This is a genomic window from Mycobacterium kyogaense (assembly GCF_036946525.1).
Lineage (GTDB): Bacteria > Actinomycetota > Actinomycetes > Mycobacteriales > Mycobacteriaceae > Mycobacterium > Mycobacterium kyogaense_A.
The window spans coordinates 46,405-71,892 of sequence record NZ_JAQIIY010000017.1 but is presented as its reverse complement, the minus strand read 5'-3'; the positions used below and the strand labels follow the sequence as shown (position 1 = coordinate 71,892).

At 70.6% G+C, this 25,488-nt stretch carries 22 protein-coding genes; 9 read left to right on the top strand and 13 right to left on the bottom strand.

What is annotated here, in order from left to right; translation table 11 throughout:
• Positions 1-32: 32 nt before the first annotated feature.
• The 6 genes from PGN37_RS15240 to ftsH are packed head-to-tail and all read right to left on the bottom strand — an operon-like array spanning position 33 to position 5,252.
• Entirely contained in the window at positions 33-509 is a 477-nt protein-coding gene (locus tag PGN37_RS15240; RefSeq protein ID WP_335331861.1) for a DUF3180 domain-containing protein, read from the bottom strand.
• On the bottom strand, positions 509-1,036 hold the full coding sequence (folK, locus tag PGN37_RS15235; RefSeq protein WP_335331860.1) for a 2-amino-4-hydroxy-6-hydroxymethyldihydropteridine diphosphokinase: 528 nt from the start codon (positions 1,034-1,036) through the stop codon (positions 509-511). The genes PGN37_RS15240 and folK overlap by 1 nt, the downstream gene beginning before the upstream one ends.
• Positions 1,033-1,419 carry a dihydroneopterin aldolase gene (gene folB, locus PGN37_RS15230; RefSeq protein WP_335331859.1) on the bottom strand — a complete coding sequence of 129 codons (387 nt, stop codon included), beginning with the start codon at positions 1,417-1,419 and terminating at the stop codon, positions 1,033-1,035. Before folB ends, folK begins: the two co-directional genes overlap by 4 nt.
• Positions 1,412-2,233: a dihydropteroate synthase gene (gene folP, locus PGN37_RS15225; RefSeq protein ID WP_335331964.1), complete on the bottom strand. Its 822-nt coding sequence runs from the start codon at positions 2,231-2,233 to the stop codon at positions 1,412-1,414. The genes folB and folP overlap by 8 nt, the downstream gene beginning before the upstream one ends.
• A gap of 44 nt (positions 2,234-2,277) precedes the next feature.
• Complete coding sequence (gene folE / locus PGN37_RS15220; protein WP_335331858.1) at positions 2,278-2,886, bottom strand: GTP cyclohydrolase I FolE; 609 nt, start codon at positions 2,884-2,886, stop codon at positions 2,278-2,280.
• A 14-nt stretch (positions 2,887-2,900) separates the two neighbouring features.
• Positions 2,901-5,252 carry an ATP-dependent zinc metalloprotease FtsH gene (gene ftsH / locus PGN37_RS15215; RefSeq protein ID WP_335331857.1) on the bottom strand — a complete coding sequence of 784 codons (2,352 nt, stop codon included), beginning with the start codon at positions 5,250-5,252 and terminating at the stop codon, positions 2,901-2,903.
• Positions 5,253-5,436: 184 nt separating this feature from the next.
• Between ftsH and PGN37_RS15210 the strand changes: the two genes are divergently transcribed.
• From PGN37_RS15210 to PGN37_RS15200, 3 genes are all read left to right on the top strand, one after another.
• Entirely contained in the window at positions 5,437-6,390 is a 954-nt protein-coding gene (locus PGN37_RS15210; protein ID WP_442932938.1) for an alpha/beta fold hydrolase, read from the top strand.
• A gap of 71 nt (positions 6,391-6,461) precedes the next feature.
• Entirely contained in the window at positions 6,462-7,808 is a 1,347-nt protein-coding gene (locus PGN37_RS15205; RefSeq protein WP_335331855.1) for a PE-PPE domain-containing protein, read from the top strand.
• Positions 7,809-7,845: 37 nt separating this feature from the next.
• On the top strand, positions 7,846-8,583 hold the full coding sequence (locus PGN37_RS15200) for an SIMPL domain-containing protein (RefSeq protein ID WP_335331854.1): 738 nt from the start codon (positions 7,846-7,848) through the stop codon (positions 8,581-8,583).
• Here PGN37_RS15200 and PGN37_RS15195 read toward each other — a convergent pair.
• The 5 genes from PGN37_RS15195 to dacB all read right to left on the bottom strand — a co-directional run bounded on the left by PGN37_RS15195 (position 8,576) and on the right by dacB (position 14,871).
• On the bottom strand, positions 8,576-10,795 hold the full coding sequence (locus tag PGN37_RS15195) for a molybdopterin-dependent oxidoreductase (RefSeq protein WP_335331853.1): 2,220 nt from the start codon (positions 10,793-10,795) through the stop codon (positions 8,576-8,578). The genes PGN37_RS15200 and PGN37_RS15195 overlap by 8 nt on opposite strands.
• 86 nt (positions 10,796-10,881) lie before the next feature.
• Positions 10,882-11,457, bottom strand: coding sequence for a hypoxanthine phosphoribosyltransferase (gene hpt / locus PGN37_RS15190; RefSeq protein ID WP_335331852.1), 576 nt, complete (start codon positions 11,455-11,457; stop codon positions 10,882-10,884).
• A 20-nt stretch (positions 11,458-11,477) separates the two neighbouring features.
• Entirely contained in the window at positions 11,478-12,446 is a 969-nt protein-coding gene (tilS, locus tag PGN37_RS15185) for a tRNA lysidine(34) synthetase TilS (protein WP_335331851.1), read from the bottom strand.
• Positions 12,425-13,504 (bottom strand): zinc-dependent metalloprotease, encoded by a 1,080-nt coding sequence (locus tag PGN37_RS15180; RefSeq protein WP_335331850.1) that lies wholly within the window; start codon positions 13,502-13,504, stop codon positions 12,425-12,427. The genes tilS and PGN37_RS15180 overlap by 22 nt, the downstream gene beginning before the upstream one ends.
• A complete protein-coding gene (dacB, locus tag PGN37_RS15175; RefSeq protein ID WP_335331849.1) occupies positions 13,501-14,871 on the bottom strand; it encodes a D-alanyl-D-alanine carboxypeptidase/D-alanyl-D-alanine endopeptidase in 1,371 nt (456 codons plus the stop codon). The genes PGN37_RS15180 and dacB overlap by 4 nt, the downstream gene beginning before the upstream one ends.
• Before the next feature lie 108 nt (positions 14,872-14,979).
• Between dacB and PGN37_RS15170 the strand changes: the two genes are divergently transcribed.
• From PGN37_RS15170 to PGN37_RS15160, 3 genes are all read left to right on the top strand, one after another.
• On the top strand, positions 14,980-15,465 hold the full coding sequence (locus PGN37_RS15170; RefSeq protein WP_335331848.1) for an inorganic diphosphatase: 486 nt from the start codon (positions 14,980-14,982) through the stop codon (positions 15,463-15,465).
• A gap of 93 nt (positions 15,466-15,558) precedes the next feature.
• A complete protein-coding gene (locus PGN37_RS15165; protein ID WP_335331847.1) occupies positions 15,559-16,080 on the top strand; it encodes a 2-oxo-4-hydroxy-4-carboxy-5-ureidoimidazoline decarboxylase in 522 nt (173 codons plus the stop codon).
• 27 nt (positions 16,081-16,107) lie between these two features.
• Positions 16,108-17,271 (top strand): serine hydrolase domain-containing protein, encoded by a 1,164-nt coding sequence (locus tag PGN37_RS15160; protein ID WP_335331846.1) that lies wholly within the window; start codon positions 16,108-16,110, stop codon positions 17,269-17,271.
• Here the strand turns inward: PGN37_RS15160 and PGN37_RS15155 are convergent.
• Both PGN37_RS15155 and PGN37_RS15150 read right to left on the bottom strand, forming a co-directional pair.
• Complete coding sequence (locus PGN37_RS15155) at positions 17,253-17,657, bottom strand: hypothetical protein (RefSeq protein WP_335331845.1); 405 nt, start codon at positions 17,655-17,657, stop codon at positions 17,253-17,255. The genes PGN37_RS15160 and PGN37_RS15155 overlap by 19 nt on opposite strands.
• A gap of 64 nt (positions 17,658-17,721) precedes the next feature.
• The gene (locus tag PGN37_RS15150) at positions 17,722-18,762 is read right to left on the bottom strand and encodes a TerC family protein (protein WP_335331844.1); all 1,041 of its coding nucleotides are present in this window, start codon (positions 18,760-18,762) and stop codon (positions 17,722-17,724) included.
• A 226-nt stretch (positions 18,763-18,988) separates the two neighbouring features.
• Between PGN37_RS15150 and PGN37_RS15145 the strand changes: the two genes are divergently transcribed.
• The 3 genes from PGN37_RS15145 to PGN37_RS15135 are packed head-to-tail and all read left to right on the top strand — an operon-like array spanning position 18,989 to position 25,481.
• Entirely contained in the window at positions 18,989-22,906 is a 3,918-nt protein-coding gene (locus PGN37_RS15145; protein WP_335331843.1) for a Pls/PosA family non-ribosomal peptide synthetase, read from the top strand.
• Positions 22,903-24,243 carry a M1 family metallopeptidase gene (locus PGN37_RS15140; RefSeq protein ID WP_335331842.1) on the top strand — a complete coding sequence of 447 codons (1,341 nt, stop codon included), beginning with the start codon at positions 22,903-22,905 and terminating at the stop codon, positions 24,241-24,243. Before PGN37_RS15145 ends, PGN37_RS15140 begins: the two co-directional genes overlap by 4 nt.
• Entirely contained in the window at positions 24,240-25,481 is a 1,242-nt protein-coding gene (locus tag PGN37_RS15135; protein WP_335331841.1) for a hypothetical protein, read from the top strand. Before PGN37_RS15140 ends, PGN37_RS15135 begins: the two co-directional genes overlap by 4 nt.
• Positions 25,482-25,488 lie beyond the last annotated feature (7 nt).

The window sequence follows — 25,488 nt, the reverse complement described above, 5'->3', positions numbered from 1 at the left end:
GCGGCGATTCGGTCACGAAGCCGCGGGCAGCCTCAGCCGGGCGCCGGATCCGCGTCGGGCGGAGTGTCTTCGGGAGATCGGCAGCAATGCTGCAGCCACAGTGCCGCCGCGACGAGCGCCAGCGCGCACAGACCCGCGACGACTGCTCCGGGGCTGTCGGCGGCGGCCACCCGCAGGGCGTCGCGGCGCGGCAGCACGTACGCCGACACGGCCAGCCACCACCCCAGCACGACAGCACCCATCCACGCCGCCGCCTTGGCGATCAGCACCGAGCGGGCCACCGCCAGCGGATGCAGCCGGCCACGCCCTTCACCGATCTCGCCCTCGCGAATGCGGGCCCGGACGTAGAAACCCCAGCCCCCGAGGGCAACCGCGACGCCGAGCAGCGACATACCCGTCCACACCGTGATCGGCGGGAAGTACCGGTAGGTGGCGCGGACGAGCAGATAACCCAGCACCGCGGCCGCGACGGCCCCGGCGAGAAGATCGCGCTTGCGCGTCGGTCCCATCAGCGGGGCGTCCGCACCGTCAGGGCGTGCTCCGTGTGGTGCACGCCGTCGCGTTCGGCGGGATCGAGCGCGGCCAGCAGCTCGTCGACCGGGGTGAGCCGGCCCTCGACCGTCAACGTGGCCGCGGGGGCGACCGCGAGCCACGGGACGAGGACGAACGCTCGGACGTGCGCGTAGGGGTGCGGCAGCGTCAGCTCGTCGTCATCGACGGCGATCTCGCGGCCACCATCCCGGACCTCCACCAGGTCGACGTCGAGTGTTCTTGGCCCCCAATGCTGTTCGCGAACCCGCCGGGCGGCGTCCTCCAGCTCGTGCGCGCGGTGCAACCAGTCGTGCGGGCCCCGCGACGCGTCCTCGGCCAGCACCACCGCGTTGAAGAAGGCGCCCTGTTCGACGCCGCCCCACGCCGCCGTCTCGTAGACCGGCGACACCGCGGTGACCGCGTCGCCCAGTCCGTCGAGCACCGACTGGAGGTGCGCCAGCCGATCACCGAGGTTCGACCCGATCGACAGCACCACCGACGTCATCTCGGCCCAGCTCCGCGCCCGCCGCGGCGTGAACGGCGCGCCACCACCGCCAGGTCGGCGAAGTCCAGCGGAATCGGCGCGGCCGGTTTGTGCACGACCACCTCGACGGCATGCACGCGCTCGTCGGACATGACGTCCTCGGCGATCTCCCCGGCCACCGTCTCGATCAGCTGGCGCGGCGGGCCCGCGACGATGGCGGCGGCCCGTTGAGCCAGGGACCCGTAGTCGAGGGTGTCGGCCAGGTCGTCGCTGGCCGCGGCGGCAGCCAGATCGATCCACACCGTGATGTCGACGACGAAGTCCTGCCCGTCGCGGCGCTCGTGGTCGAAGACCCCGTGGTTGCCGCGAACGCGCAAGCCGCGCAACTCGATTCGATCAGCCATCCTGCCCCGACCTCTTCCCGGCCGCTCTCCAGGCCGACGCCACCGCGAGCGCGTCGACCGACGCGCGCACGTCGTGCACCCGTACACCCCACGCCCCGTGCCAGCCGGCCAGTGCCGAGATCGCCGCCGTCGCGGTCTCGCGGCCGTCCGGCGGCCGCGGCGTCCCGTCGTCGTCGGCGAGCAGGGCGCCGAGGAAGCGTTTGCGTGACGCGCCGACGAGAATCGGGATCCCGGTGGCGACGAACTCCGGCAGCGCCGCCAGCAGCGCCCAGTTGTGCTGCGCCGTCTTCGCGAAACCGAGCCCCGGATCGAGGATCAGCCGGTCGGGGTCCACGCCGGCCGCCACGGCGGCATCCACCCCGGCCATCAACTCGTCGCGCACCTCGGCCACGACGTCGCCGTAGGCCGGCGGTTCGTGCGGTCGCGCACTGTCGACCGAGCGCCAATGCATCAGCACCCAGGGCACTTTCGCGTCGGCGACCACCCGCACCATGTCCGGGTCCGCCCTGCCGCCCGACACGTCGTTGACGATGCGGGCCCCGTTCTCCAAGGCGGCGCTGGCCACGCCGGCGTGCATGGTGTCGACGCTGACGGTGATGCCGCGGGCGGCGAGTTCGGCGACGACCGGCAGGATGCGGGCGGTCTCCACTTCCGCGTCGACGCGGGTGGCGCCGGGCCGGGTGGATTCGCCACCGACGTCGATGATCGCCGCGCCCTGGGCCACCAGCTCGACGCCGTGGGCGACCGCGCGATCCCGGTCCAGGAACAACCCGCCGTCGGAGAACGAGTCGTCGGTGACGTTGACGACCCCCATCACGGCCACGCCGGCCGGTGTGGAGGGCGGGAGGACTGAGGCGGTCACGAACGCAGGATCAGATCCAGAGCTTCAGCGCGAGAGGCCTTGTCGGTCTTGAACTGGCCGCGCACCGCCGACGTCGTGGTGCGGGCGCCGGGCTTGCGGATGCCCCGCATCGCCATGCACAGATGCTCGGCCTCGATAACCACGATCGCTCCCCGCGGATCCAGTTTGCGCATCAGCGCGTCGGCGACCTGGCAGGTCAGCCGCTCCTGCACCTGGGGCCGCTTGGCGTACAGATCGACGACGCGGGCCAGCTTCGACAAGCCCGTCACCCGGCCGTCCTTGCCGGGGATGTACCCGACGTGTGCGACACCGTGGAACGACACCAGATGGTGCTCACACGTCGAATACATCGGGATGTCCCTGACCAGCACGAGCTCGTCGTGCTGCTCGTCGAACGTCGTGTTGAGCACCTCGTCGGGATCGGTGTAGAGACCCGCGAACATCTCCCGGTAGGCACGGGCCACTCGGGCCGGGGTGTCGAGCAGGCCGTGCCGATCCGGATCCTCACCGACGGCGAGCAGAAGCTCGCGCACGGCGGCCTCCGCGCGGGCCTGATCGAAATCCGGGGTGGTGAGCGTGGCCGAACCGTCCTGCGACCGCGTCATCGAAGTCTCCTCCGTTACCCGTTGCCCGGCGGGGTGCCGTGCCCGTTCTCGCCTCTGCCGTTGTCCTGGCGGCCGTTGTCTTGGCGGCTGTTGTCCTGGCCGCCGTTCTGGTCGGGCGGCGCAGGCTGCGGATACTGCTGCTGATACGGCGGATAATACGGCGGCTGCGGGTGTGCCGGTGCGCCCTGATAACCCGACGGCGGGTACCAGTAGCCGGGCTGCGGCTGCTGCTGCGGGGCGCCCTGCTGCTGCGGCGGGGGCGGCCAGCCGGGGGCGTGCCAGCCGGCCGGGGCGCCGTAGTCGGGCTGGGTCTGCCCACCCTGGCCCCCACCGTGCGCGCCGTTGGTCCCGTTGCCGCCGTTGCGGTGTGCCGCCTCGGCGGCCGCCTTGGACGCCTGCGCGATCGCGGTCTTGAACGCGGGCTCCGGCACCGGCTTGGGCCACGGCTCGCCGCGCTCGATGGCCAGCTCGCCGGGCGTCTTGATCGGCGGCTTGTCCGACGGCACCCGGCCACCGAAGTCGTCGAACATCGTCAACCGCGGACGCTTCTTCACGTCGCCGAAGATCTGCTCCAGCTCCTTGCGGTGCAGTGTCTCCTTCTCGAGGAGTTCGCCGGCCAGCACGTCGAGCACGTCGCGGTATTCGGTGAGGATCTCCCACGCCTCGGTGTGGGCCGCCTCGATGAGCTTGCGGATCTCGTCGTCGATGATCTGGGCGACCTCGTGGCTGTAGTCGGCCTGGTTACCCATGGTGCGGCCCAGGAACGGGTCGCCGTGCTCGCTGCCGTAGCGCACCGCGCCCAGCTTGGAGCTCATGCCGTACTCGGTGACCATCGCGCGGGCGATCTTGGTGGCCTGATCGATGTCGGACGACGCGCCGGTGGTGGGCTCGCGGAACACGAGCTCTTCGGCGGCGCGGCCACCCATCGCGAACACCAGGCGCGCGATCATCTCCGAGCGGGTCATCAGACCCTTGTCGTCTTCCGGCACGGCCATCGCGTGACCTCCGGTGCGGCCGCGCGCGAGGATCGTCACCTTGTAGATGGGCTCGATGTCCGGCATCGCCCACGCCGCCAGCGTGTGCCCGCCCTCGTGGTAGGCGGTGATCTTCTTCTCGTGCTCGCTGATCAGGCGGCTCTTGCGGCGCGGTCCGCCGACCACCCGGTCCACCGCCTCTTCCAGCGCCGGGCCGGTGATGACGGTGCCGTTCTCGCGGGCGGTCAACAGTGCGGCCTCGTTGATGACGTTGGCCAGATCCGCACCCGACATGCCGACGGTGCGCTTGGCCAAGCCTTCGAGGTCGGCGTCGGGAGCGATCGGCTTGCCTTGCGAGTGCACCTTCAGCACAGCGCGGCGGCCGGCCAGGTCGGGGCTGGAGACCGGGATCTGGCGGTCGAAGCGGCCGGGCCGCAGCAGCGCCGGATCGAGGATGTCGGGCCGGTTGGTTGCGGCGATCAGGATGACGCCTTGGCGGTCGCCGAAGCCGTCCATCTCGACGAGGAGCTGGTTGAGCGTCTGCTCGCGCTCGTCGTGCCCACCGCCTAGGCCGGCGCCGCGCTGACGGCCGACGGCGTCGATCTCGTCGACGAAGATGATGCAGGGGCTGTTCTGCTTGGCCTGCTCGAACAGGTCACGGACGCGGGAGGCGCCGACGCCGACGAACATCTCGACGAAGTCCGAACCGGAGATGGTGAAGAACGGCACCCCGGCCTCCCCGGCGACCGCGCGCGCGAGCAGCGTCTTGCCGGTGCCGGGCGGGCCATAGAGCAGCACGCCCTTGGGGATCTTGGCGCCGAGCGCCTGGTAGCGGCTGGGGTTCTGCAGGAAGTCCTTGATCTCGTAGAGCTCTTCGACCGCCTCGTCGACGCCTGCCACGTCGGCGAACGTGGTCTTCGGCATGTCCTTGGACAGCTGCTTGGCGCGCGACTTGCCGAAGCCGAAGCCCATCCGTCCGCCGGTCTGCATCCGGGAGAACAGCACGAACAGGCCGACCAGCAACAGCAGCGGCAGCATGTAGATCAGCAGCGAGCCCAGCACGCTGGACTGGTTGACCACGGTGTTGGTCTTGACGTTCTTGCCCTGCAGCGCCTCGAACAGGGTCACGCCGTACCCGGTCGGGTACTTGGTGATGATCTTGTTGCTGTTCTCGGTGTCGCCGTTGCCGTCTTTGAGCTCCAGCCGCAGCTGCTGCTCGCGGTCGTCGATCTGCGCGCTGGTCACGTTGCCGCTGGTGATCTGCGACATCGCCACCGAGGTATCGACGGGCTTGTAGCCGCGCGTGTCGTCGCTGAAGTAGAAGAAAGACCACCCGAGCAGCAGGACCACGGCGATCACCGTGAGCGTGCGGATCACATTTTTGCGGTTCATGCGTTGGTCCGGTTCATCGATGTGTGTGCAGCCGGTACTAGAGAACCCGGCCGAAATCCTTCCAATAACGCCAGCTGGAAACCTCAAGGCTACCGCTAGACCAACGTTCGGCAGCCTCTGGAGTTCCCGCCGTTGATGTGCGCACAGATCGGAATCGCCGCCGGACTCGCGATCCAGACTCACACTGGACGCCGTGCGCACACGAGAGGTCCACACCAACGGAGTGACGCTGCAGGTGACCGAGGCCGGTGACCCGGGTGCGCCCGTCGTCGTCCTGCTGCACGGATTCCCCGAGCTGGCCTACTCGTGGCGTCATCAGATCCGCGCGTTGGCCGACGCCGGATTCCATGTCCTGGCGCCCGATCAGCGGGGGTACGGGGAGTCCGACAAGCCCGCCGCGGTCGAGGACTACGCCGTCGACGCGCTGGTCGGCGACGTGGTGGGGCTACTCGACGACATCGGCGCCGAGCGGGCCGCGGTGGTGGGGCACGACTTCGGCGCCGTGGTGGCGTGGGCGGCGCCGCTCCTGGCGCCCGACCGGTTCTCCGCAGTGGCCGGAGTGAGCCTGCCGCCGGTGCCACGGCCCCGGGTCCCGACGACGCAGGCGTTCCGGAAGTTGTTCGGCGACCACTTCTTCTACATCCTCTACTTCCAGGAACCCGGTCCCGCCGATGCGGAGCTCGACCGCGACCCCGCGACCACGATGCGCAAGCTGTTCGCGACCCCGCCCGCCGACGACGAGGCCGCCGCCCTGCGCATGCTCGCGCCCGGGCCCGCGGGGTTCCTGGACCGCATCCCCGAACCGGGCGGTCTGCCGGACTGGCTCGACGACTCCGATTTCGACGTCTACGTGGAGGCGTTCACCCGCGGCGGATTCACCGCGCCGCTGAACTGGTACCGCTGTTTCGACCGCAACTGGGAACTCACCGCTGACCCGCCGGCGGCCACGATCAGCGTGCCGGCGCTGTTCGTCGGCGGCACCGCCGATGCCACACTGGCCTACACCCCGCGCCACCGCGCCAGCGAACTAGTCAGTGGGCCCTATCGTGAGGTCCTGCTCGAGGGTGCCGGGCATTGGCTGACGGAAGAGCGGCCCGAGCAGCTCAGCCGATTGTTGATCGAGTTCCTTGCGGTTTGACGTGTGACATCCGTTATTGACGGGTATGTTTGCTGCGGGTTGGGGCGCCGCGCCACCGGGGGGAAATTGACGTGAACTTCACAGCAAAGCGTGCCCGTGTTGACAGCCGGCAGGACCGCGACGGTCTCGTCGCCTCCGCGCGCCAGACCTTCGCCGACGTCGGGCCCACTGCGAGCATGGCGGACATCGCCGACGCGGCGGGTGTCAGCACCGACGACCTGTACAGCCACTTCGGTGACCGCGACGGGCTGCTCGTCGCCGTCCTCGAGGATCTCGAACAGTCCCTGCGCGAGCCCGAGCCGAGAGACCGCCGATCCTTCAGTTTTCCGGGCCTGTCCGCGCGCTACGTCGTCCCCCCGGTGGTGGCGGCGGCCGCCGTGCTGTCGGTGACCACCGCACCCCCGTCGACCGCCGCGGCGGTAGACCCGCCCCCGGCCTCTTCGGTGGTGACGATCAGCCCGCTCTGGCCGATCTGGTCACTGGACACCGCGCTGCAGGGGTCGCTGTGCGCCGACAACATCTGCAACCGGCTGGACTACGTGCCGTTCGTGACTGGGAACGGGGTCCGTGCGCTGGACCGGGAGCTCTCGCAATTGGCGACGTCGCCGTCGAAGGCGACCGGCGACGGCCCGACCGTCGTTCTGGGCTTCAGTAACGGAGCCGGCGTGGCCGAGGAGTGGATGGCCGAGCACTCCGGAGTCGTGGGCGCCCCGTCCCCGGACGAGGTGTCGTTCGTCCTGATCGGCAATCCGCGGCGGGCCTACGGCGGCATCATGCCTCCGATCGCGCCGACCGACTACCACGTGATCGACGTGGTTCGGCAGTACGACCCGCTGGCCGACTTCCCCGACCGGCCGCTGAACCTGCTGGCGCTGGCCAACGTCGCGGCCGGCATGCTCTCCCCGATGCATCTGGACTACCGCGGGGTGGATCTCGACGATCCGAACAACGTGGTGTGGACCGAGGGCAACACCACGTACGTGTTCGTTCCCACCACGGAACTCCCGCTGCTCAAGCCGCTGCGCGCCCTGGGTTTCGACGAGCTGGCCGCGAAGTTGAACGGGCCGCTCACCGAGATCATCGAAAAGGCCTACGACCGCCCGTATCTCGACTCACCTGAGCCCGCACCCGTCGTCGCGCCGGAACCGGAGAAGACGGTCCTCGCGGCCGCCACCGAGGAGTCCGAGCCCGTGACCCCCAAGCGTCGCACACTGTTCGCCAAACACGCTGTCGCCGAAGATGTTTCAGCAGACGCGGACGCCGAGGACACGCCCCGGCACAAGAAGGCCCGGTCCGATGACGACCGACAGCAAGCCGACACGCCCACGGTCACCGCCCCTCCCACGAGTGATGGGGCTGCGGCCAGCACACCCACCAAGAAGACGCAGAAGCGCTGGGGACACCACCGCGACGAGTGACACCGGATGCGGCGCCTGGCGGGTTACTGTGCCAGCCATGCCTCACTGTGCCCGCTCCCGTGTAGTCCGAAGTGTTCTCGCCGTCGCCGCTGCCGGCGTCGTCGCGGCATCGGCGAGCGCCTGTGACTCCCGGTCCGGACCGGCAGCGGCTCCCGGCACCGACGCGCGCCAGGTCACCGTCGTCGGCGAAGGCCAGGTAAAGGGCACCCCGGACACGTTGACCGTCAACGCATCCATGGAATTCCAGGCCGCCGACGCCACCGGCGCGATGAGCCAGACCAACGAACGCCAGCAGGCCGTCATCGACGCGCTCGTCGGCGCCGGAGTCGACCGCAAGGACATCGCCACCACCGCCGCCGATCTGCAGCCGCAGTACAGCAGCGACGGCACCACGATCTCCGCCTACCGCGCCACCAACTCGATCACCGTGACGATCCGCGATCTGGCCAAGGCGTCGGATGCGATCGGCCTGATCGTCAGCACCGGCGGCAACGCCGCCCGCATCAACTCGATCAACTACTCGATCGACGATGACTCCCAGCTCGTCCGCGACGCCCGCGCCCGCGCGTTCAACGACGCCAAGGACCGCGCCAACCAGTACGCCCAGCTGTCGGGCCTCGACCTCGGCGACGTCATCTCGATCTCCGAGGCGGCCGCGCCGACCCCGCCGGTCCCGATGCCGGCGATGCCGCGTGCGATGGAGGCCGCGGTGCCGCTGGAGCCGGGCCAGCAGACCGTCGGGTTCTCGGTGACGGTGGTGTGGCAGCTCAGCTAGTTGGTCCGACGGTCACCGGCACACCGTTGAGCACCGCGGTGCCGGACAGCGGATCGAGCAGCGACCCGTCGTTGAGCTGATTGACGTTGACACCCGGCTGATCGGCGGCCAGCTGCTGCCCGGTCCCGGGGCGGTCATGGCCCCAACCGTGCGGCAGCGACAGCACCCCACGCCGGATGCCGTCGGTGATCTCGACCGGCACCACAAGCTCACCGCCGGACCCCTTGACGACAGCGGTGTCGGTGACGCCGAGTTCGGCGGCATCGTCGGGATGCATCCGCAGCGTGCACTGATTGGTGCCGCCCGACAGCGCGGGCAGGTTGTGCATCCAGCTGTTGTTGCTGCGCAGATGCCGGCGCCCGATCAGCACGAAGCCCTCCGCGGGACGGGCCATGGCCTCGCGCAGGCGCGCAGCGTCGTCGATCAGGGCGGGCGGTGCGAGTTCGACCTGTCCCGATGGCGTGCGCAGCACGTCGAGCAGTCGGGGCTGCAGCGGGCCCAGATCCACGCCGTGTGGTGCGTCCTTGAGGCGCTGCAGCGAGAGGCCGTCGGGACGTGTGCCGAACGCGTCGCCGTAGGCACCGAGGCGCAGCATCATGTCCAGCCGGCGCTCGTAGCCGGGTCCGGCGGGCAGCATCGCGGTCAGTTCCTCGACGGCGCGGCCCGCGACCGGGGAAGCGGCGTCGGCGGTCTCCTTGGCCAGGGTCGTGGCGATGACCTGCTCGTCGACGAGTGCCGGATCGGCGTCCTGGCCCATGCCGAACACGGCCAGGGCCAGCCGGGACATGATCTCGGCCTCGCTGGGTCGCCCGTCGAGCGGCAGCGCCGGCGGTGAGTAGCGCGCGTTGTTGCGGATCGCGAGTGCGTTGAGCGCGACGTCGAAGTGCGGGGACCGCGACGGCGGCGGGGGCGGCAGGATGACGTCGGCGTGCCGGGTTGTCTCGTTCAGGTAGGGGTCGACGCTCACCATGAAGTCGACGCGCTCAAGTGCCTTGTCGAGGCGGTCGCCGTCGGGGGCCGACAGCACCGGGTTGCCGGCGATCGTGATCATCGCCCTGATCTGCCCGTCCCCCGGCGTCTCGATCTCCTCGGCGAGCACGGTGGTGGGCAGTTCGGAGAGCACCTCGGGGCGGCCGGCGACCCGGCTGTGCCAGCGGCCGGTGCGGAACCCCTTACCGGGCCGGTGCCCGCGCGGGGCCGGCGCCACCGGCGAGCAGGGGAACATCGCGCCGCCGGGCCGGTCGAGGTTGCCGGTGAGGATGTTGACGACATCGACGAGCCAGCTCCCCAGGGTGCCGAACTCGACGGTCGACGTGCCGATCCGGCCGTAGACGGCCGCGCTGGGCGCGGCGGCGAGTTCGCGTGCCAGAGTGCGGATCTCGTCGGCGTCGACGCCGCAGTAGTCGGCGACGGCGTCGGGGGCGAAGTCGCGTGCGGCGGCCCGCACGTCGTCGAGTCCGGCGAGGTGGTCTTCGACGTCTTCGAGCGTCACCAGGTCCTCGTCGAACAGCACGTTCACGACGGCGAACAGCAGAGCGGCGTCGGTGCCGGGGCGCGGCAACAGGTGGCGGTCAGCGAGGTCGGCGGTGCGGGTGCGGGCCGGGTCGATGACGACGATCCGGCCGCCCCGCTTGCGGATGTCGCGCATCTTGCCGCCGAAGTCGGGGGCGGTGGCCACGCTGCCGTTGGAGACCAGCGGGTTGGCGCCGATGATCACCAGGTAGTCGGTGCGGTCGAGGTCGGGCACCGTGAATGCCACCGGGCTGCCGAACATCAGTCCCAGCGAGACGTGTTTGGGCATCTGGTCAAGCGTGCTCGCCGAGAACACCTGCCGGGTGCCGAGGCCGCGGATGATCAGCGGCGGGTACAGCGCGCCGGCGACCGTGTGCGCGTTGGGGTTTCCCAGATACAGGCCCACCGAGGCACCGCCGTGCTCACGGATCGCTGCACCCAGCCCGTCGGCGGCCGCGGCGAACGCCTCCTCCCACGTCGCCTCGGTCAGCACACCGTCGCGTCGCACCAGCGGCGCCTGCAACCGGTCGGGGTCGTTGTCGAGCTCGGCGAAGCTCGCACCCTTGGGGCAGATGAAGCCTGCGCTGAACACGTCGTCGCGGTCGCCCCGGGCGCCGACCACGCGGCCGGCATCGATGGTCAGCGTCAGGCCGCAGGTGGCCTCGCAGAAGGGGCAGATGCGCAACGCGGTGTCGGTCATGGCTTCGATCCTGCGTCCAGATCGACGAAATGGCGAGAACTTCTCGCGCTTTCCCGCCCAAACGTCGGTGTGGGCGGGTTGAGGAGTCAGGACTCGTAGACCTTGGGGTCGAGCGTGCCGATGAAGGGCAGGTCCCGGTAGCGCTCGGCGTAGTCCAGGCCGTAGCCGACGACGAACTCGTTGGGGATGTCGAAGCCGATGTAGGTGATGTCGACGTCGGCGCGCACGGCCTCGGGCTTGCGCAACAGCGTGCACACGCGCAGGGACCGAGGGTGACGGGTGGCCAAGTTGCGCAGCAGCCACGACAGCGTCAGCCCGGAGTCGACGATGTCCTCGACGATCAGCACGTCGCGGTCGTTGATGTCGCGATCGAGGTCTTTGAGGATGCGCACCACCCCCGACGACGACGTCGAGGAGCCGTACGAACTGACCGCCATGAACTCCAGCTGCGTGGGCAGCGGGATGGCCCGGGCCAGGTCGGTGACGAACATGACCGCGCCCTTGAGAACGGTGATCAGCAGCAGATCCTGCTGCCCGTCCCCCGGCGTCGGGTAATCGGCGGCGATCAGCTCGGCGAGCTCGGCGGTCTTGGCGCGGATCTGCTCTTCCGACAGCAACACCGACTTGATGTCCCCGGGATACAACTCCCCATGCGCAGGCACGCCCTAGAGAGTAGCGGTGCTCAGTCGGCGACCGGCTCGCGGTAGAGCGTCAGCACCTCGCCACGGCGGCCCGCGAACAGCCGACGCCGCGTCATCGCACTCGGAACCGCGACCCCACCCTGCCCGCGCCACGCGGTCACCAGCGCGTCGACCGACCGGATCTGCGCATCGGTCAGGCCGGCCGCGCCACCCTCGAGCAGCCAGCGCCGGATCACGCGGCGGCGCACCGCGGCGGGCAGCACCGTCAGCGTCGCCACCGCGAGATCCGCGCCGACCGCGATATCGGTGGCGATATCGGTGGCGATGGCGTCGAGCGCGTCGGTGTCCTCCCGCAGCGCGGTGGCCGTCCGGGCCAGCGCCTCGGCGACACCGCCGGCCAGCACGTCGTCGAGCAACGGCAGCACCTCGGTGCGCAGCCGCACCCGGGTGAACCGCGGGTCGTCGTTCTGCGGATCCCGCCACGGAGTCAGCCCCGACTCGGCGCACGCGGCGTGGGTGACGCTGCGACGCACACCGAGCAGCGGCCGGCACCACGGCGCGTCGTAGGCCACCATGCCGGCGATCGAACGCGCGCCCGATCCGCGGCCCAAACCCAGCAGCACCGTCTCTGCCTGATCGTCGAGCGTGTGGCCCAGCAGCACCAGCGCCCCCGCACGCGCGTGCTCCAGCGCCTCGTACCGCGCGGCACGCGCCGCTGCCTCCGGGCCGCCAGCGGAGCCGACGCCTACCGAAACCACCTGCGCATCAACGCATCCCAGCGCCATCGCCTGGTCACGAGCCGTCGCGGCGACGGTGCCGGAGCCGGCCTGCAGCCGGTGGTCGACGATCAGCGCGGTGGTCGGCCGCAATTGCGCGGCCACAGCGGTCAGCGCCAGCGAGTCCGGCCCTCCCGACAGCGCGACGCACCAGTGCTCACCGTCGACATCGTGTTCGGCGACGAACCGGCGCAGCGCGACGCGCAGCTGCGCTACAGCACCCGGTCGATCCATCGCTGCGGCTCGTCGATCTCCTCGGGCAGCGGCAGGGTGTGCGGGCCGGTCCAGATCGTGTTGAACCGGGCCATGCCCACCGTCGACACCACGGCGTCGACGAACGCCTTGCCACGGGTGTACTGGTCCATCTTGGCGTCGATGCCGAGCAGCGCCCTCAGCAGCCGTTGCACCGGCGGCTGGCGCCGCTGTCGGCGTTGGTCGAACCGGTGGCGAATCGTGGCCACCGACGGCACGACCGCGGGCCCCACCGCGTCCATCACGTGATCGGCGTGGCCTTCCAGGAGCGTGCCCAACACCAGCAACCGGTCCAGGGCCTCACGTTGGGTCTCGGACTGCACCGCACGCACCAGACCAAGGATGCCTGCCGAATTCGCTTCTGCCGCTTGGTCGGAACGGCGCTGCCGGAGGTAGTCGGCCAGCCGGCCCACCACCTGCGTCACGTCGTCGCCGGCATCCTGGGTCAGCACCCCGAGCGCGTCGGACATGTGCCCGGCCAGCCACGGGTTGGCGCGGAACTGGACACGATGGGTGACCTCGTGCAGGCAGACCCACATCCGGAAGTCGGCCGGCTGCACATGCAGCTGCCGCTCGACCGCGATGACGTTCGGATAGACCAGCAGCAGTTCGCCGCCGGCTGTGCCATTTCCCGGGTCGCTGCGCTCCTGCCCACCGGAAGCAAAGGGGTCGTACTGCCCCAGAATCCCCGACGACACGAACGCCAGCACCGCGCCCGTCTGCACCCCGGCGATCCGCCCGCTGATCGCGCGCGGCTTCGAGTCGGCGCCCCCACCCGTCATCGCCCGCATCGAATGTGCGGCTGCGCGAATCCATTCCGGCCGGTTCACGATCCGGGCCTCCGGGATGTCCGCCCCTTCGGCCAGACCTGTCACGTCGCGCACCGGGACCTCGGCCGCGCGCGCCGCATCGGCGAGCTGCGCGATCACCTGTGTGCGGGTGTAGTCGCTGGCCGGCGGCTCGGGGCGAGCCAGCTTGCCACCGAACGAGGCGGCGAGGTTCCAGTCCACCGCGCTGCCGACCGAGAACGTCTGGCTCATGCGCGGCACCCGCACGACCGCAGCGTCGCGGCGAACGCGTCCAGCGCGGTGCGCCCGCTGGGGCCGGCCTGGTTGGACAGCAGCGCGAACGTCAGGACCCGGCCGTTGGAGTCGGTCACGAAGCCGGCCAGGGAGTTGGTGGCGGTCAGCGACCCGGTCTTGGCGCGCAGGTAACCCGCGGCGCCGCGACCGGCGTCGTCGAGGTAGCGGTTCGACAAGGTGCCGCTGCCGCCGGCGATCGGCAGCAGGTCCACGAGCGGACGCAGCCGGGGGTGATCGTCACCGACGGCCGCACCGACGACCTCATCGAGCGTCTCGGCGGTCAGCCGGTCGTCGACCGAGAGCCCGCTGGAATCCAGCAGCCGCGCCTCGCCGGTGTCGATCCCTGCGTCGTCGAGCGCATCGAGCACGGCGCTGACCGCGCCGGAGAAGCTCTGCGGGCGGCCCGTCTTCTCGGCGACCTCGCGGCCCGTCGACTCGGCCATCACGTTGTCCGAGGCGTTCATCATGTCGCGCAGCCGCTGGATCAGCGGGGGCGACTGGACCGAGGCGATCTCTCGCCCCCGGGCTGCCGACGGCAACACCGTCACCTTCAGCGGGTCGACACCGAGCGCGACGGCCAACGCGCGGCCGGCATCGAGCGCGGGGGTCCGCGAGCGTGCCGAGTCGACGGTGACGGGCTGGGTGCGGCCACCGTCGAGCATCACCGACTCCATCGGAGCGATGTCACCACCGTCGATGTCGAGCGGATCCCAGCCCGGCGCCATCGTCGGGCCGCTGTAGGCACTGACGTCGACCGCGACGGTGCGCACGGTCGTCCCACTGCGGCGCACCTGGTCGGCGAGGTCGACGATCCGGGCGGCGTCCCGGTACCACGTGTCGGTGCCGCGCGGCGCGGCCGACAACGTCGGGTCGCCTCCGCCGACGAGGACGACGGTCCCGGGCGAGGTGGCCACCACCTTCGTCGTCAGCCGGGCGTCGCGGTCCAGCGTCAGCAACGCCGCGGCGGTGGTGAGCATCTTGTTCACCGAGGCGGGCTGCATCGGCACATGCGGGCCCTGGGACCACAGCTCGTCGCCGGTGATCGCATCGGTGATGCGCCCGGTGAACTGGCCCAGGTTCGGATCGGCGAGCACCGGACGCAGCACGCCGGCCAGACCGGCGGGCGTCGGTGCGTCAGCGGTGTCGGGCACGGGAACCACGCCGGGATCCGCGGTCGCGGGCGCCGGTGCGGCCTTGACGGCCACAGCCTGCGACGGCTGCTTGCCGACGACCAGCGCGGCCGCCACCACCAGAACGGCCACCACGACCACCACGGCGAGGCCGACCAGGGCGTACGTGGACCGCCGCCATCGAGTCGGCCGCATGGTTCCCCTGTCACTCGATTACCGAAGCACCCCCGTAGTGCAGGGTATCGCTCCCCATTAAGGTGGTTCCGGCCTGTTGATCGACCGCCATGCGTAAGGAGCCTCCCGGTGCAGTTCGACGTTCTCATCGAGATCCCGAAGGGTTCACGCAACAAGTACGAGGTCGACCACGACAGCGGCAAGGTGAAGCTGGACCGCTACCTGTTCACCGCGTTCGGTTATCCCACCGACTACGGCTACATCGAGGACACCCTCGGCGAGGACGGCGATCCGCTGGACGCGCTGGTGCTGCTGCCCGAGCCGGTGTTCCCGGGCTGCATCGTCGAGGCCCGCCCGGTCGGCATGTTCCGCATGACCGACGAGAAGGGCGGCGACGACAAGGTGCTGTGCGTGCTCGCCGACCCGCGGTGGGACCACATCCAGGACATCGGCGACGTGTCGGAGTTCGAGCTCGACGCGATCAAGCACTTCTTCGTGCACTACAAGGACCTCGAGCCGGGCAAGTTCGTGCACGCCGCGGACTGGGTGGGCCGCGAGGAGGCCGAGGCCGAGGTGAACCGCTCGATCGAGCGGGCCAAGACCGAGGGCCACTAGCTTTCCCCTACATCTCGGGGTCCCCACGCCGGAATTGACCTGGCCGTAACACGGCGTTACGTGCCCGCCGTCTGCCCGTTCGATCATTGCGGTGTGCTGCTGCATCAGGGAATCGGTCTGGAAGCGTTCAACGCGCTGCCGATGCGCCGCGCCGTGCACGCCGTCTACGAATGCTGCTCCAGCGTGCCGCTGGCCGCCGACCTGGCCAGGCAACGCCCGTTCCAGACCCACGACCAGCTGTTCCGCTGCGCCGACTCGCTGCTCTTCGCGCTCGGCGAGGACTCGATCGACTCAATCCTGCAGGCCTACCCCGACGTCGGACGACGGCCCGGCAGCGAGAAGTCCGCGGCCGAGCAGTGCGCCATTGCCGACGCGCGCCCCGAGATGATGGCCCGGTTGGCCGACGCGTCGAAGACCTACCTCGACCATTTCGGCTTCGGCTTCGTGATGTACGTCAACGGCTACAGCGCCGAGACCGTGCTGGCCACGATGGGCGACCGGCTGCTCAACGACTACGAGACCGAGCGCAAGATCGTGCGCAACGAACTGGCCAGGATCAACCGCACCCGGCTGGAACGCATGCTCGGACCCGAGGGCGGTTACGACAACTGGTGACCGCTGGGACCACATAGGCTCGGCGCTATGCATGGCGCCGTGCACGGTCATTGGGAACCCCGCTTCGACCGCCTCGCCGCCGCTCTGGCCGAGGAGATCGGCACAGACGAGGAACTGGGTGCGTCGCTGGCCGTCGACGTCGACGGTGAACTGGTCGCCGACATCTGGGGCGGCTTCGCCGATCGCGCCGAAACCGTTGCCTGGCAACAGGACACGATCGTCAACTTCTGGTCGTGCACCAAGACGCTGACCGCGCTGGCCGCGCTGCTGCTCGTCGACACCGGCGACCTCGATCCCGGCGCGCCGGTCACCAGGTACTGGCCGGAGTTCGGGGCCAACGGCAAAGACGGCATCCGTGTCCGCCACCTGCTCTCGCACACCTCAGGCGTGTCGGGTTGGCAGGTGCCCTTCGAGGTCGAGCACATCTACGACTGGGAGCGCGCCACCACCCATCTGGCGCACCAGGCCCCGTGGTGGGAGCTAGGCACGGCGTCGGGCTACCACGCGATGAACTACGGCCACCTGATCGGCGAGGTGATCCGCCGCATCACCGGCCAGTCACTCAAAGACTTTGTTCGCGACCGTATTTCACAGCCACTGCACGCCGACGTGCAGATCGGCGCGCACGACGACGACGAGCCGCGGATCGCCGAACTCCTCGCTCCCCCACCGCGCGACCGCGGCCTGGACCGGCTCGGCCCCGACCATCCCGCGGTGCGGACGTTCGCGGCGTTCCCGCCCGGCGCCTACGGTGTGGCGGTCGCCGAGACCGCGCCCTGGCGCCGCGCCGACATCGGCGGCGCCAACGGCCACGGCAACGCACGCGGTCTGGTGCGTGCGCTGCGGCCGATCGCGCTGGGCGGCATTGTCGACGGCGTCCGGGTGCTCTCCCCGGCCACCATCGAGAAGATCTTCGCCGAGCAGTCGCACGGCACCGACCTGGTGCTCGGCATCCCGCTGCGCTTCGGTCTCGGCTTCGGATTGCCGACGCCCGAGAGCGTGCCCGCCGTCCCCTCAGGCAGGGTCTGCTGGTGGGGCGGCTGGGGCGGCTCGCTGGTCGTGATGGACCTCGACCGCCGGGCCACCTTCGCGTACGTGATGAACAAGATGGGGGCGGGGACGACGGGCACGAGCCGCTCGTTGCGCTACGCCCGGCTGATCGACGAGGCGCTTCAGGACGCGCGGGCCTGATGGCGGGCCGCCAGGGCCCGCAGCACGTCACGTCCGATGCGATCGAGATCCTGCTGCGTCGACGCGCCGATCAGCGTCACGCCGTCGGCCACCCCGGCGGTCTCGATGTCGTCGATGAGCCCGACCAGCCCGGCGACGGTGCCCGCGTAGCGGATGGTGTCGCCGGCCTGGGCCCCCAATTCACCGAATGCGCCGCGCGCCGCCCGGAAGTCCCGCGCGACCGCGACCGTGACGTCGAGGATCACGGCAGCATTGCCGGGGCCCGACCGGATCCGCGCTCGGACCTGCCGAGCCCGCTGCAAGTCGGGCGCGGACACGCGGATGACGGGCTGACCGCCATCGGTGAGTTCCCGCACCCCGGCATCGTCGTCGAGAAAGATCCGCATCCGGCCACGCTAACCACCGCGCGGCGCCGCCGTCCCCCTTGGGATCAGCGCGATCGCAAGGGAATCAGCGCGACGTGTCGGCCGCGGGGTCCGCGGGATCCTGAGCCGTCTCGCCGGCTGTGCTGTCGCCGTTCTTGCGGGCGTCGTGCACCCGGGTCTTGTAGAGGCTCGCCGCCGTGGTGATCAGCAAGGTGACGACGATCACGCCGAGGCTGGCCAGCGTCGGGATCTCCGGCACCTTGAGCGGCTCGCCACCGTTGATGAACGGCACCTCGTTCTCGTGCAGCGCGTGCAGCAGCAGCTTCACGCCGATGAAGCCCAGGATGAACGCGAGCCCCTGCGACAGGTACACCAGCCGCTTGAGCAGGTCACCGAGCAGGAAGTACAGCTGCCGCAGACCCATCAGCGCGAACACGTTGGCCGCGAACACCAGATACGGCTCGCGGGTCAGGCCGTAGATCGCGGGGATCGAGTCCAGCGCGAACAGCAGGTCGGTGGTGCCGAGAGCGATGATCACAAGGAACATCGGCGTCATCAGCCGTCCGGCGCCGCTCTCTTTCACCCACAGCTTCAGGCCGTCCCACTGATCGGTGAACTTCAGGTGCTTCTGCGCGAAGCGGACCACGCCGTTCTCGCCGTCGTCGTCGTGGTCGGTGTCCCGCACCAGCTTGATCGCCGTGTAGACCAGGAACGCGCCGAACAGGTAGAAGACCCAGGAGAACTGCTCGATCGCGACGGCGCCGAGAGCGATGAAGATGCCGCGGAAGATCAGCGCGAGGATGATGCCGACCAGCAGGGCCTGCTGCTGATACACCCGCGGCACTTTGAAGCTCGCCATGATGATCAAGAAGATGAACAGGTTGTCCACCGACAGGCTGTATTCGGTGAGCCAGCCCGCGAAGAACTCGACGCCGTACTGGCTGCCGTGGAAGAACCAGGTCCAGATCCCGAACGCGATCGCGAGGCCGACGTAGATCGTCAGCGCGGTACCGGTTTCCCGCTTGGACGGCTCGTGCGGGCGACGCCCGATCACGATCACATCGAAGAGCAGGATCGCGATGGTCACGCTGAGCGTGATCCCCCACTCGAGAGCACTGACGTTCATCTAACCTCCGGTCGTCAAGTCAACGCCGGAGGTCTCTTCCACCGCAGCCGCTCCCGGCATCCGGCCCGCAGCACCGGTCGCCCGTACGCGGGCGACGTGATGACGACACTGTGGCGAAGGAATACTCCCCTCCAAGCGGGTGATTCTGCCAGTCGGGCCGTCGACACGCGAATCAGCGGCCCCCCGACGGCGAGAAGTGGCCTCGCGCAATGAGTAGTTTGTACCCGTGACGGCACCGGATCCAACCTCGGAGATCCCCCGGCAGTATCTGTTGTCCCCGCAGGCTCCGCCGGCGCGCACGCTGATCGACATCCTCCACGACACCGCACGGCGCCATCCCGATGCGACCGCTCTGGACGACGGCACCGTGCAGCTCACCTACGCCGAACTGATCGCCGACGTCGAGGACAGCGTGGCGTGGCTGGCCGCGCGCGGCATCGGCCGCGGTGATCGGATCGGCATCCGGATGCCGTCGGGTACCTACGCGCTCTACGTCGCGATCCTGGCCACCCTCGCCGCGGGCGCGGCCTACGTTCCCGTCGACGCCGACGACCCACCCGAACGCGCTGAACTGGTGTTCACCGAAGCTGAGGTCGTCGGCGTGATCACCGAACGCGGCCTGATCCGTGGCCCCGGAACGTCGCGCGGATGGCGGGCAGCCGCCCCGCTGAGCCGCGACGACGCCTGGATCATCTTCACCTCCGGATCGACCGGCACCCCCAAAGGTGTCGCCGTCACCCATCGCAACGCGGCCGCCTTCGTCGACGCCGAGGCCGAGATGTTCCTGCAGGACAACCCGCTCGGTCCTGGTGACCGGGTGCTGGCCGGGCTGTCGGTGGCGTTCGACGCCTCCTGCGAGGAGATGTGGCTGGCGTGGCGGCACGGCGCCTGCCTGGTGCCCGCGCCGCGCTCGCTGGTGCGCAGCGGCATGGACCTGGGGCCGTGGCTGGTGTCGCGCGACATCACCGTGGTCTCCACCGTGCCGACGCTGGCCTCGCTGTGGCCCGCCGAGGCGCTCGAAGCGGTGCGGCTGCTGATCTTCGGCGGCGAGGCATGCCCGCCGGAGCTGGCCGCGCGCCTCGCGGTCGAGGGCCGGGAGGTGTGGAACACCTACGGCCCCACCGAGGCGACCGTGGTCGCGTGCGCTGCGCAGCTGACTGGGACCGGCGCGGTGAGCATCGGGCTGCCGCTGCCCGGGTGGGACCTCGCGGTCGTCGGCGCCGACGGCACCCCGGTGCACCCCGGCGAGGTCGGCGAGCTGGTGATCGGCGGGGTCGGCCTGGCGCGCTACCTCGACCCCGAGAAGGACGCCGAGAAGTACGCCGCCATGCCAACTCTCGCGTGGAGTCGCGCCTACCGCAGCGGGGACCTGGTCCGCCTCGAACACGACGGGCTCTACTTCATGGGGCGCGCCGACGACCAGGTCAAGGTCGGTGGCCGGCGCATCGAACTCGGCGAGGTCGACACCGCGCTCGTGCACCTGCCCGGGGTCAGCGGCGGTGCGGCCGCCGTCCGCCGCACCGCGAGCGGCACCCCGCTGCTCGTCGGCTACGTCGTCGCGGCACCCGGTGGCGCGTTCGACCTGGCGTCTGCGCGTGCCCGGCTGAGCGAGTCACTGCCCGCGGCGCTGGTGCCGCGGCTGGTGGTCGTCGACGAGCTGCCGACCCGCACGTCCGGCAAGGTCGACCGCGACGCACTGCCCTGGCCCGTCGGCGGCGGCGAGGACGACGCGGCGCCCGAGCTCGGCGGCACGCTCGGCTGGCTGGCCGGGCTGTGGCGCGACGTGCTCGCCGCCCCGGTCGACGGCCCGGGCGCCGACTTCTTCGCCCTCGGCGGTGGATCACTGAGTGCCGCCCAGCTGATCGCGGTGCTGCGCCAGCGCTACCCGCAGGTCACCGTCGCCGACCTCTACGACCATCCCCGCCTGGGATCGCTCGCGGGCTACCTTGACGAGCTGGAACCGCCGCCGGCCGTCGAGACCCGCACCGTGCGTCCCGTGGCGCGGCTGACGCAGGCCGTCCAGGTGGCGCTGACACTGCCGCTGGCCACGCTGACCGGCATGCAGTGGGTGGTGTGGCTGGCCGCGGCCAACAACCTCGCCGCCGCGACCGATCTGGTGGGATGGGCGCGGCCGCTGAGCTGGTGGTGGATCCTCGCCGGCTTCGTCCTGTTCGTCTCCCCGCCCGGGCGGATGGGCATCGCGGTGCTCGGCGCACGCATCCTCGTCGGCACGCTGACACCCGGCACCTACCGGCGCGGCGGATCGGTACACCTGCGCATCTGGCTGGCCGAGCGGCTCGCCGACGCCAGCGGCGCGGAGAACATGGCCGGCGCCCCCTGGCTGGTGTACTACGCACGCGCCCTGGGCAATTCGGTGGGCAGCGGGGTCGACCTGCATTCCGCACCGCCCGTCACCGGGATGTTGCGGATCGGGCACCGCTGCTCGATCGAACCCGAGGTCGACCTGACCGGGCACTGGATCGACGGCGACCTGTTCCACGTCGGCCCCATCACGATCGGCAACGACTCGACCATCGGTGCGCGCACCACACTGCTGCCCGGCGCGGTCGTCGGCAAGAACGCCGATGTGGCACCGGGTTCCGGTGTCGTCGGCAAGGTCAAGAACGGGCAGTACTGGAAGGGCTCGCCGGCCGTGAAGTCCGGCAAGGCCAAGCATCCGTGGCCCGATCACCGGCCGCCGCGGGCCCCGGTGTGGGTGGCGGTCTACGGCGTGACCTCGATGCTGCTGGGCGCTCTGCCCCTCTCGGCGCTGGCCGCCGGGCTCGCCGTGATCGGCTGGGCAGTGCAGGGCACGACGACCGTGCGTGACGCGCTGCTGCCCGCCCTGGCGTGGACGGTGCCGGCGACCGCGGCGGCAATGCTCGTTTACGCCGCGTTGACCGTGGTCGGGGTGCGCCTGCTCGCCGTCGGCCTGCACGAGGGCTACCACCCGGTGCGCAGTCGGTCGGGGTGGCAGCTGTGGGCGACCGAGCGGCTGATGGACGGGGCACGCACCTACCTGTTCCCGATCTACGCCGGGCTGGCGACACCGTGGTGGCTGCGCCTGCTGGGCGCGAAGATCGGCAAGGGCACCGAGATCTCGACCGCGCTGCTGATCCCCAAGTTCACCGTCGTCGAGGACGGCGCGTTCCTCGCCGACGACACGATGGTCGCCTCCTACGAGCTGGGCGGCGGCTGGATCCACGTGGCCCGGGCAACCGTGGGCAAGCGCGCGTTCCTCGGCAATTCCGGCATCACGCAGCCGGGCCGCCGAGTGCCTGACGACGGGCTGGTCGCGGTGCTCTCGGCGACCCCGCACAAGGCGAAGGCCGGCTCGTCGTGGCTGGGCAGCCCGCCGATGCGGTTGCGCCGCCAGCCGACCGCCGCCGACGCGCTGCGCACGTTCCACCCGTCGACGCGGCTGCGGGTGCTGCGCGCGGCGGTCGAGACGTTCCGGTTCGTACCCGTCGTCGTCACGTTCGCGATCGGCGTCGGCGTACTGCTGGCCGCACAGTCGCTGGCGGGGACCTTCGGCTGGCTGGGCGCCGCGCTGCTGACGGGGGTGGTGCTGCTGGCCGCGGGCGCGATCGCCGGCGGGATCGCGGTCGCAGCGAAATGGCTTCTGGTGGGCCAGATCACCGCGATCGAACATCCGCTGTGGTCGTCGTTCGTGTGGCGCAACGAGGTGTCGGACACCTTCGTCGAGACGGTCGCGGCGCCGTGGTTCGCCCGGGCCGCGTCGGGTACACCGGTGATGAACCTGTGGCTGCGCGGACTGGGCGCGACGATCGGACGCGGAGTGTGGTGTGAGACGTACTGGCTGCCCGAGGCCGACCTGGTGACGCTCGGCGACGGCGCGACGGTGAACCGCGGCTGCGTGGTGCAGACGCACCTGTTCCACGACCGCATCATGCGGATGGACACCGTGGTGCTGGAGGCCGGCGCGACGCTGGGACCGCACTGCGTGGCGCTGCCCGCGGCCCGGCTGGGCGCAGGCGCCACCGTCGGCCCGGCCTCGCTGGTGGTGCGCGGCGACGAGGTGCCGCCGTCGACCCGCTGGCAGGGCAACCCGATCGCGCCGTGGCTGCCGCCGCGCAAGAAACGCGCGGACACCGGCGGCAAGAAGAAGCCGGCGGCGGCGTGAGGGCACGCAAACAGGCGCGCAAGCTGGGGTCCCCGCCGGTCATCGACCCCTACCTGCCCGGCACCGGCAACTTCGGCTACCGGGTGTCGCGCTACGAGCTCGACCTCGAATACAAGGTGGCGATCAACCGGCTGACCGGCACGGCCACCATCACCGCGGCCACGCTCGCCGAACTGCAGACCTTCACCCTCGATCTGTCCGCGGCTCTGTCGGTCTCCAAGGTGACGGTGAACGGCAAGCGCCCCAACAACTTCCGCACCTCGAACGGCAAGCTGCACATCGGCCTGACCGATCGGCTGCGTGCCGGTGCGGCGATGACGATCGTCGTGCGCTACGGGGGAACCCCCCGCCCGGTCCGATCCCTGTGGGGCGAGGTCGGATTCGAGGAGCTCACCGAGGGCGCACTGGTGGCGGGCCAGCCCAACGGTGCGTCGTCGTGGTTCCCCTGTGACGACCACCCCAGCGCCAAGGCCAGCTTCGGCATCCAGATCAGCACGGAAAGCCCGTATTTCGCGTTGGCCAACGGAAAGCTGCTACACAAGCGGGTGCGGGCGGCGATGACGACGTGGACCTACGAGCAAGCCGAACCGACGTCGACGTACCTGATCACGCTGCAGATCGGACCCTACGAGCGGCACCGCATCGCCAAGAACGGGGTGTCGATCCACGCGGTCGCCCCGGAGCGGCTGCGCGACACCGTCGCCCACGACTTCGGCCGGCAGGGCCAGATGATGAAGCTGTTCACCAAGCTCTTCGGCCCCTACCCGCTCGACACCGGGTACACCGTGGTGATCACCGACGACGAGCTCGAGATCCCGCTGGAGGCACAAGGCATCTCGATCTTCGGCGCCAACCACTGCGACGGGCAGCGTGGCGCCGAACGGTTGATCGCCCATGAACTCGCCCACCAGTGGTTCGGGAACTCCGTCACCGTCCAGCGGTGGCGCCACATCTGGCTGCACGAGGGATTCGCCTGCTACGCCGAATGGTTGTGGTCCGAACACTGCGGGCAGCGCAGCGCCGACGAGTGGGCGCGGCACTACCACCACCGGCTGACCCACTCCCCGCACAATCTGGTACTCGCCGACCCCGGGCCGCGCGACATGTTCGACGACCGCGTCTACAAGCGGGGTGCGCTCACCCTGCACGCACTGCGAAAAGCGCTGGGCGACAAGAACTTCTTCGCCCTGCTCAAGGACTGGACGACGAGGCACCGGCACGCGAGCGTCGTCACCGACGACTTCATCGGCCTGGCCGCCGGCTACGCCGACACGTCGCTGCGCCCGCTGTGGGCGGCCTGGCTGTACGAGACCGACGTCCCGTCGCTGGACCCGTGACCGACGCCACCGTCGGCCCCGGCGCCGTCACGCGCAGCAGCGTCGTGCGCGTCGGGGCGGCCACCGCGGTGTCGGCGCTGTGCGGGTACGCCGTGCTCTACCTCGCCGCCCGCGACCTCGAGCCCGCCGGCTTCTCGGTGTTCGGGGTGTTCTGGGGCGCTTTCGGCCTGGCCAGCGGTGCGGCGTTCGGATTGCTACAGGAGACGACACGCGAGGTGCGGGAGGCCAGGACGGTCGCCCCCGGCGGCCAGCGCACCCGCCCGGTGCGCATCGGCACCGGGGTGGGCCTGGCCGCCGCGGCCGCCATCGCCGTCACCGCACCGCTGTGGGCCGGGCACGTCTTCGCCGACGCCCGGCTGCTCAGCGTGGTCCTGCTCGCCGCGGGACTGGCGGGGTTCTGCGTGCACACCACGCTGCTCGGTCTGCTGGCCGGGGGCGACCGCTGGTCGGAGTACGGCGCGCTGATGGTCGCCGACGCGCTGCTCCGGGTCGCGGTGGCCGGGGCCAGTTTCGCGTTGGGCTGGGGGCTCGGCGGCTATCTGTGGGCGACCGTCGCCGGATCGGTCGGCTGGCTGCTGATGCTGGCCGGCTCCCCCGTCACCCGCGCCGCCGCACGCGTGCACACCCCGGGCACCACCGCGACGTTCCTGCGCGGCGCCGGGCACTCGATCGCCGCGGCCGGGGCCAGCGCCGTGCTGGTGATGGGCTTTCCGGTGCTGCTCAAGGCCACCTCGGGTGATCTCGGCGCAGCCGGTGGCGTGGTGATCCTGGCCGTCACGCTGACGCGCGCACCGCTGCTGGTGCCGCTGACCGCGATGCAGGGCAATCTGATCGCCCACTTCGTCGACCAGCGGGCACACCGGCTGCGGGCACTGATCGTCCCCGCCGCCGCCGTGCTGGTGCTCGGTGCGGTCGGCGTGGCCGCGGCCGCCGCGTTCGGGCCGTGGCTGCTGCGGGAGGCCTTCGGCCCCGACTACGTCGCCGACGGGGTGCTGCTCGGCTGGCTGACCGCCGCGGCGGTGATGATCGCGCTGCTCACCCTCACCGGGGCAGCAGCAGTAGCCGCGGCCCTGCACCGCGCCTACGCCGTCGGCTGGGTGTCGGCGACCGTCGCCGCGGCAGCGCTACTGGCTCTACCGCTCGAGCTCGAGGTGCGGACCGTGGTGGCCCTGCTGTGCGGCCCGCTGCTGGGCATCGCCGTTCACCTGGTCGCCCTTGCCAAGGTTTCGCCACGCTAGAGCGTGT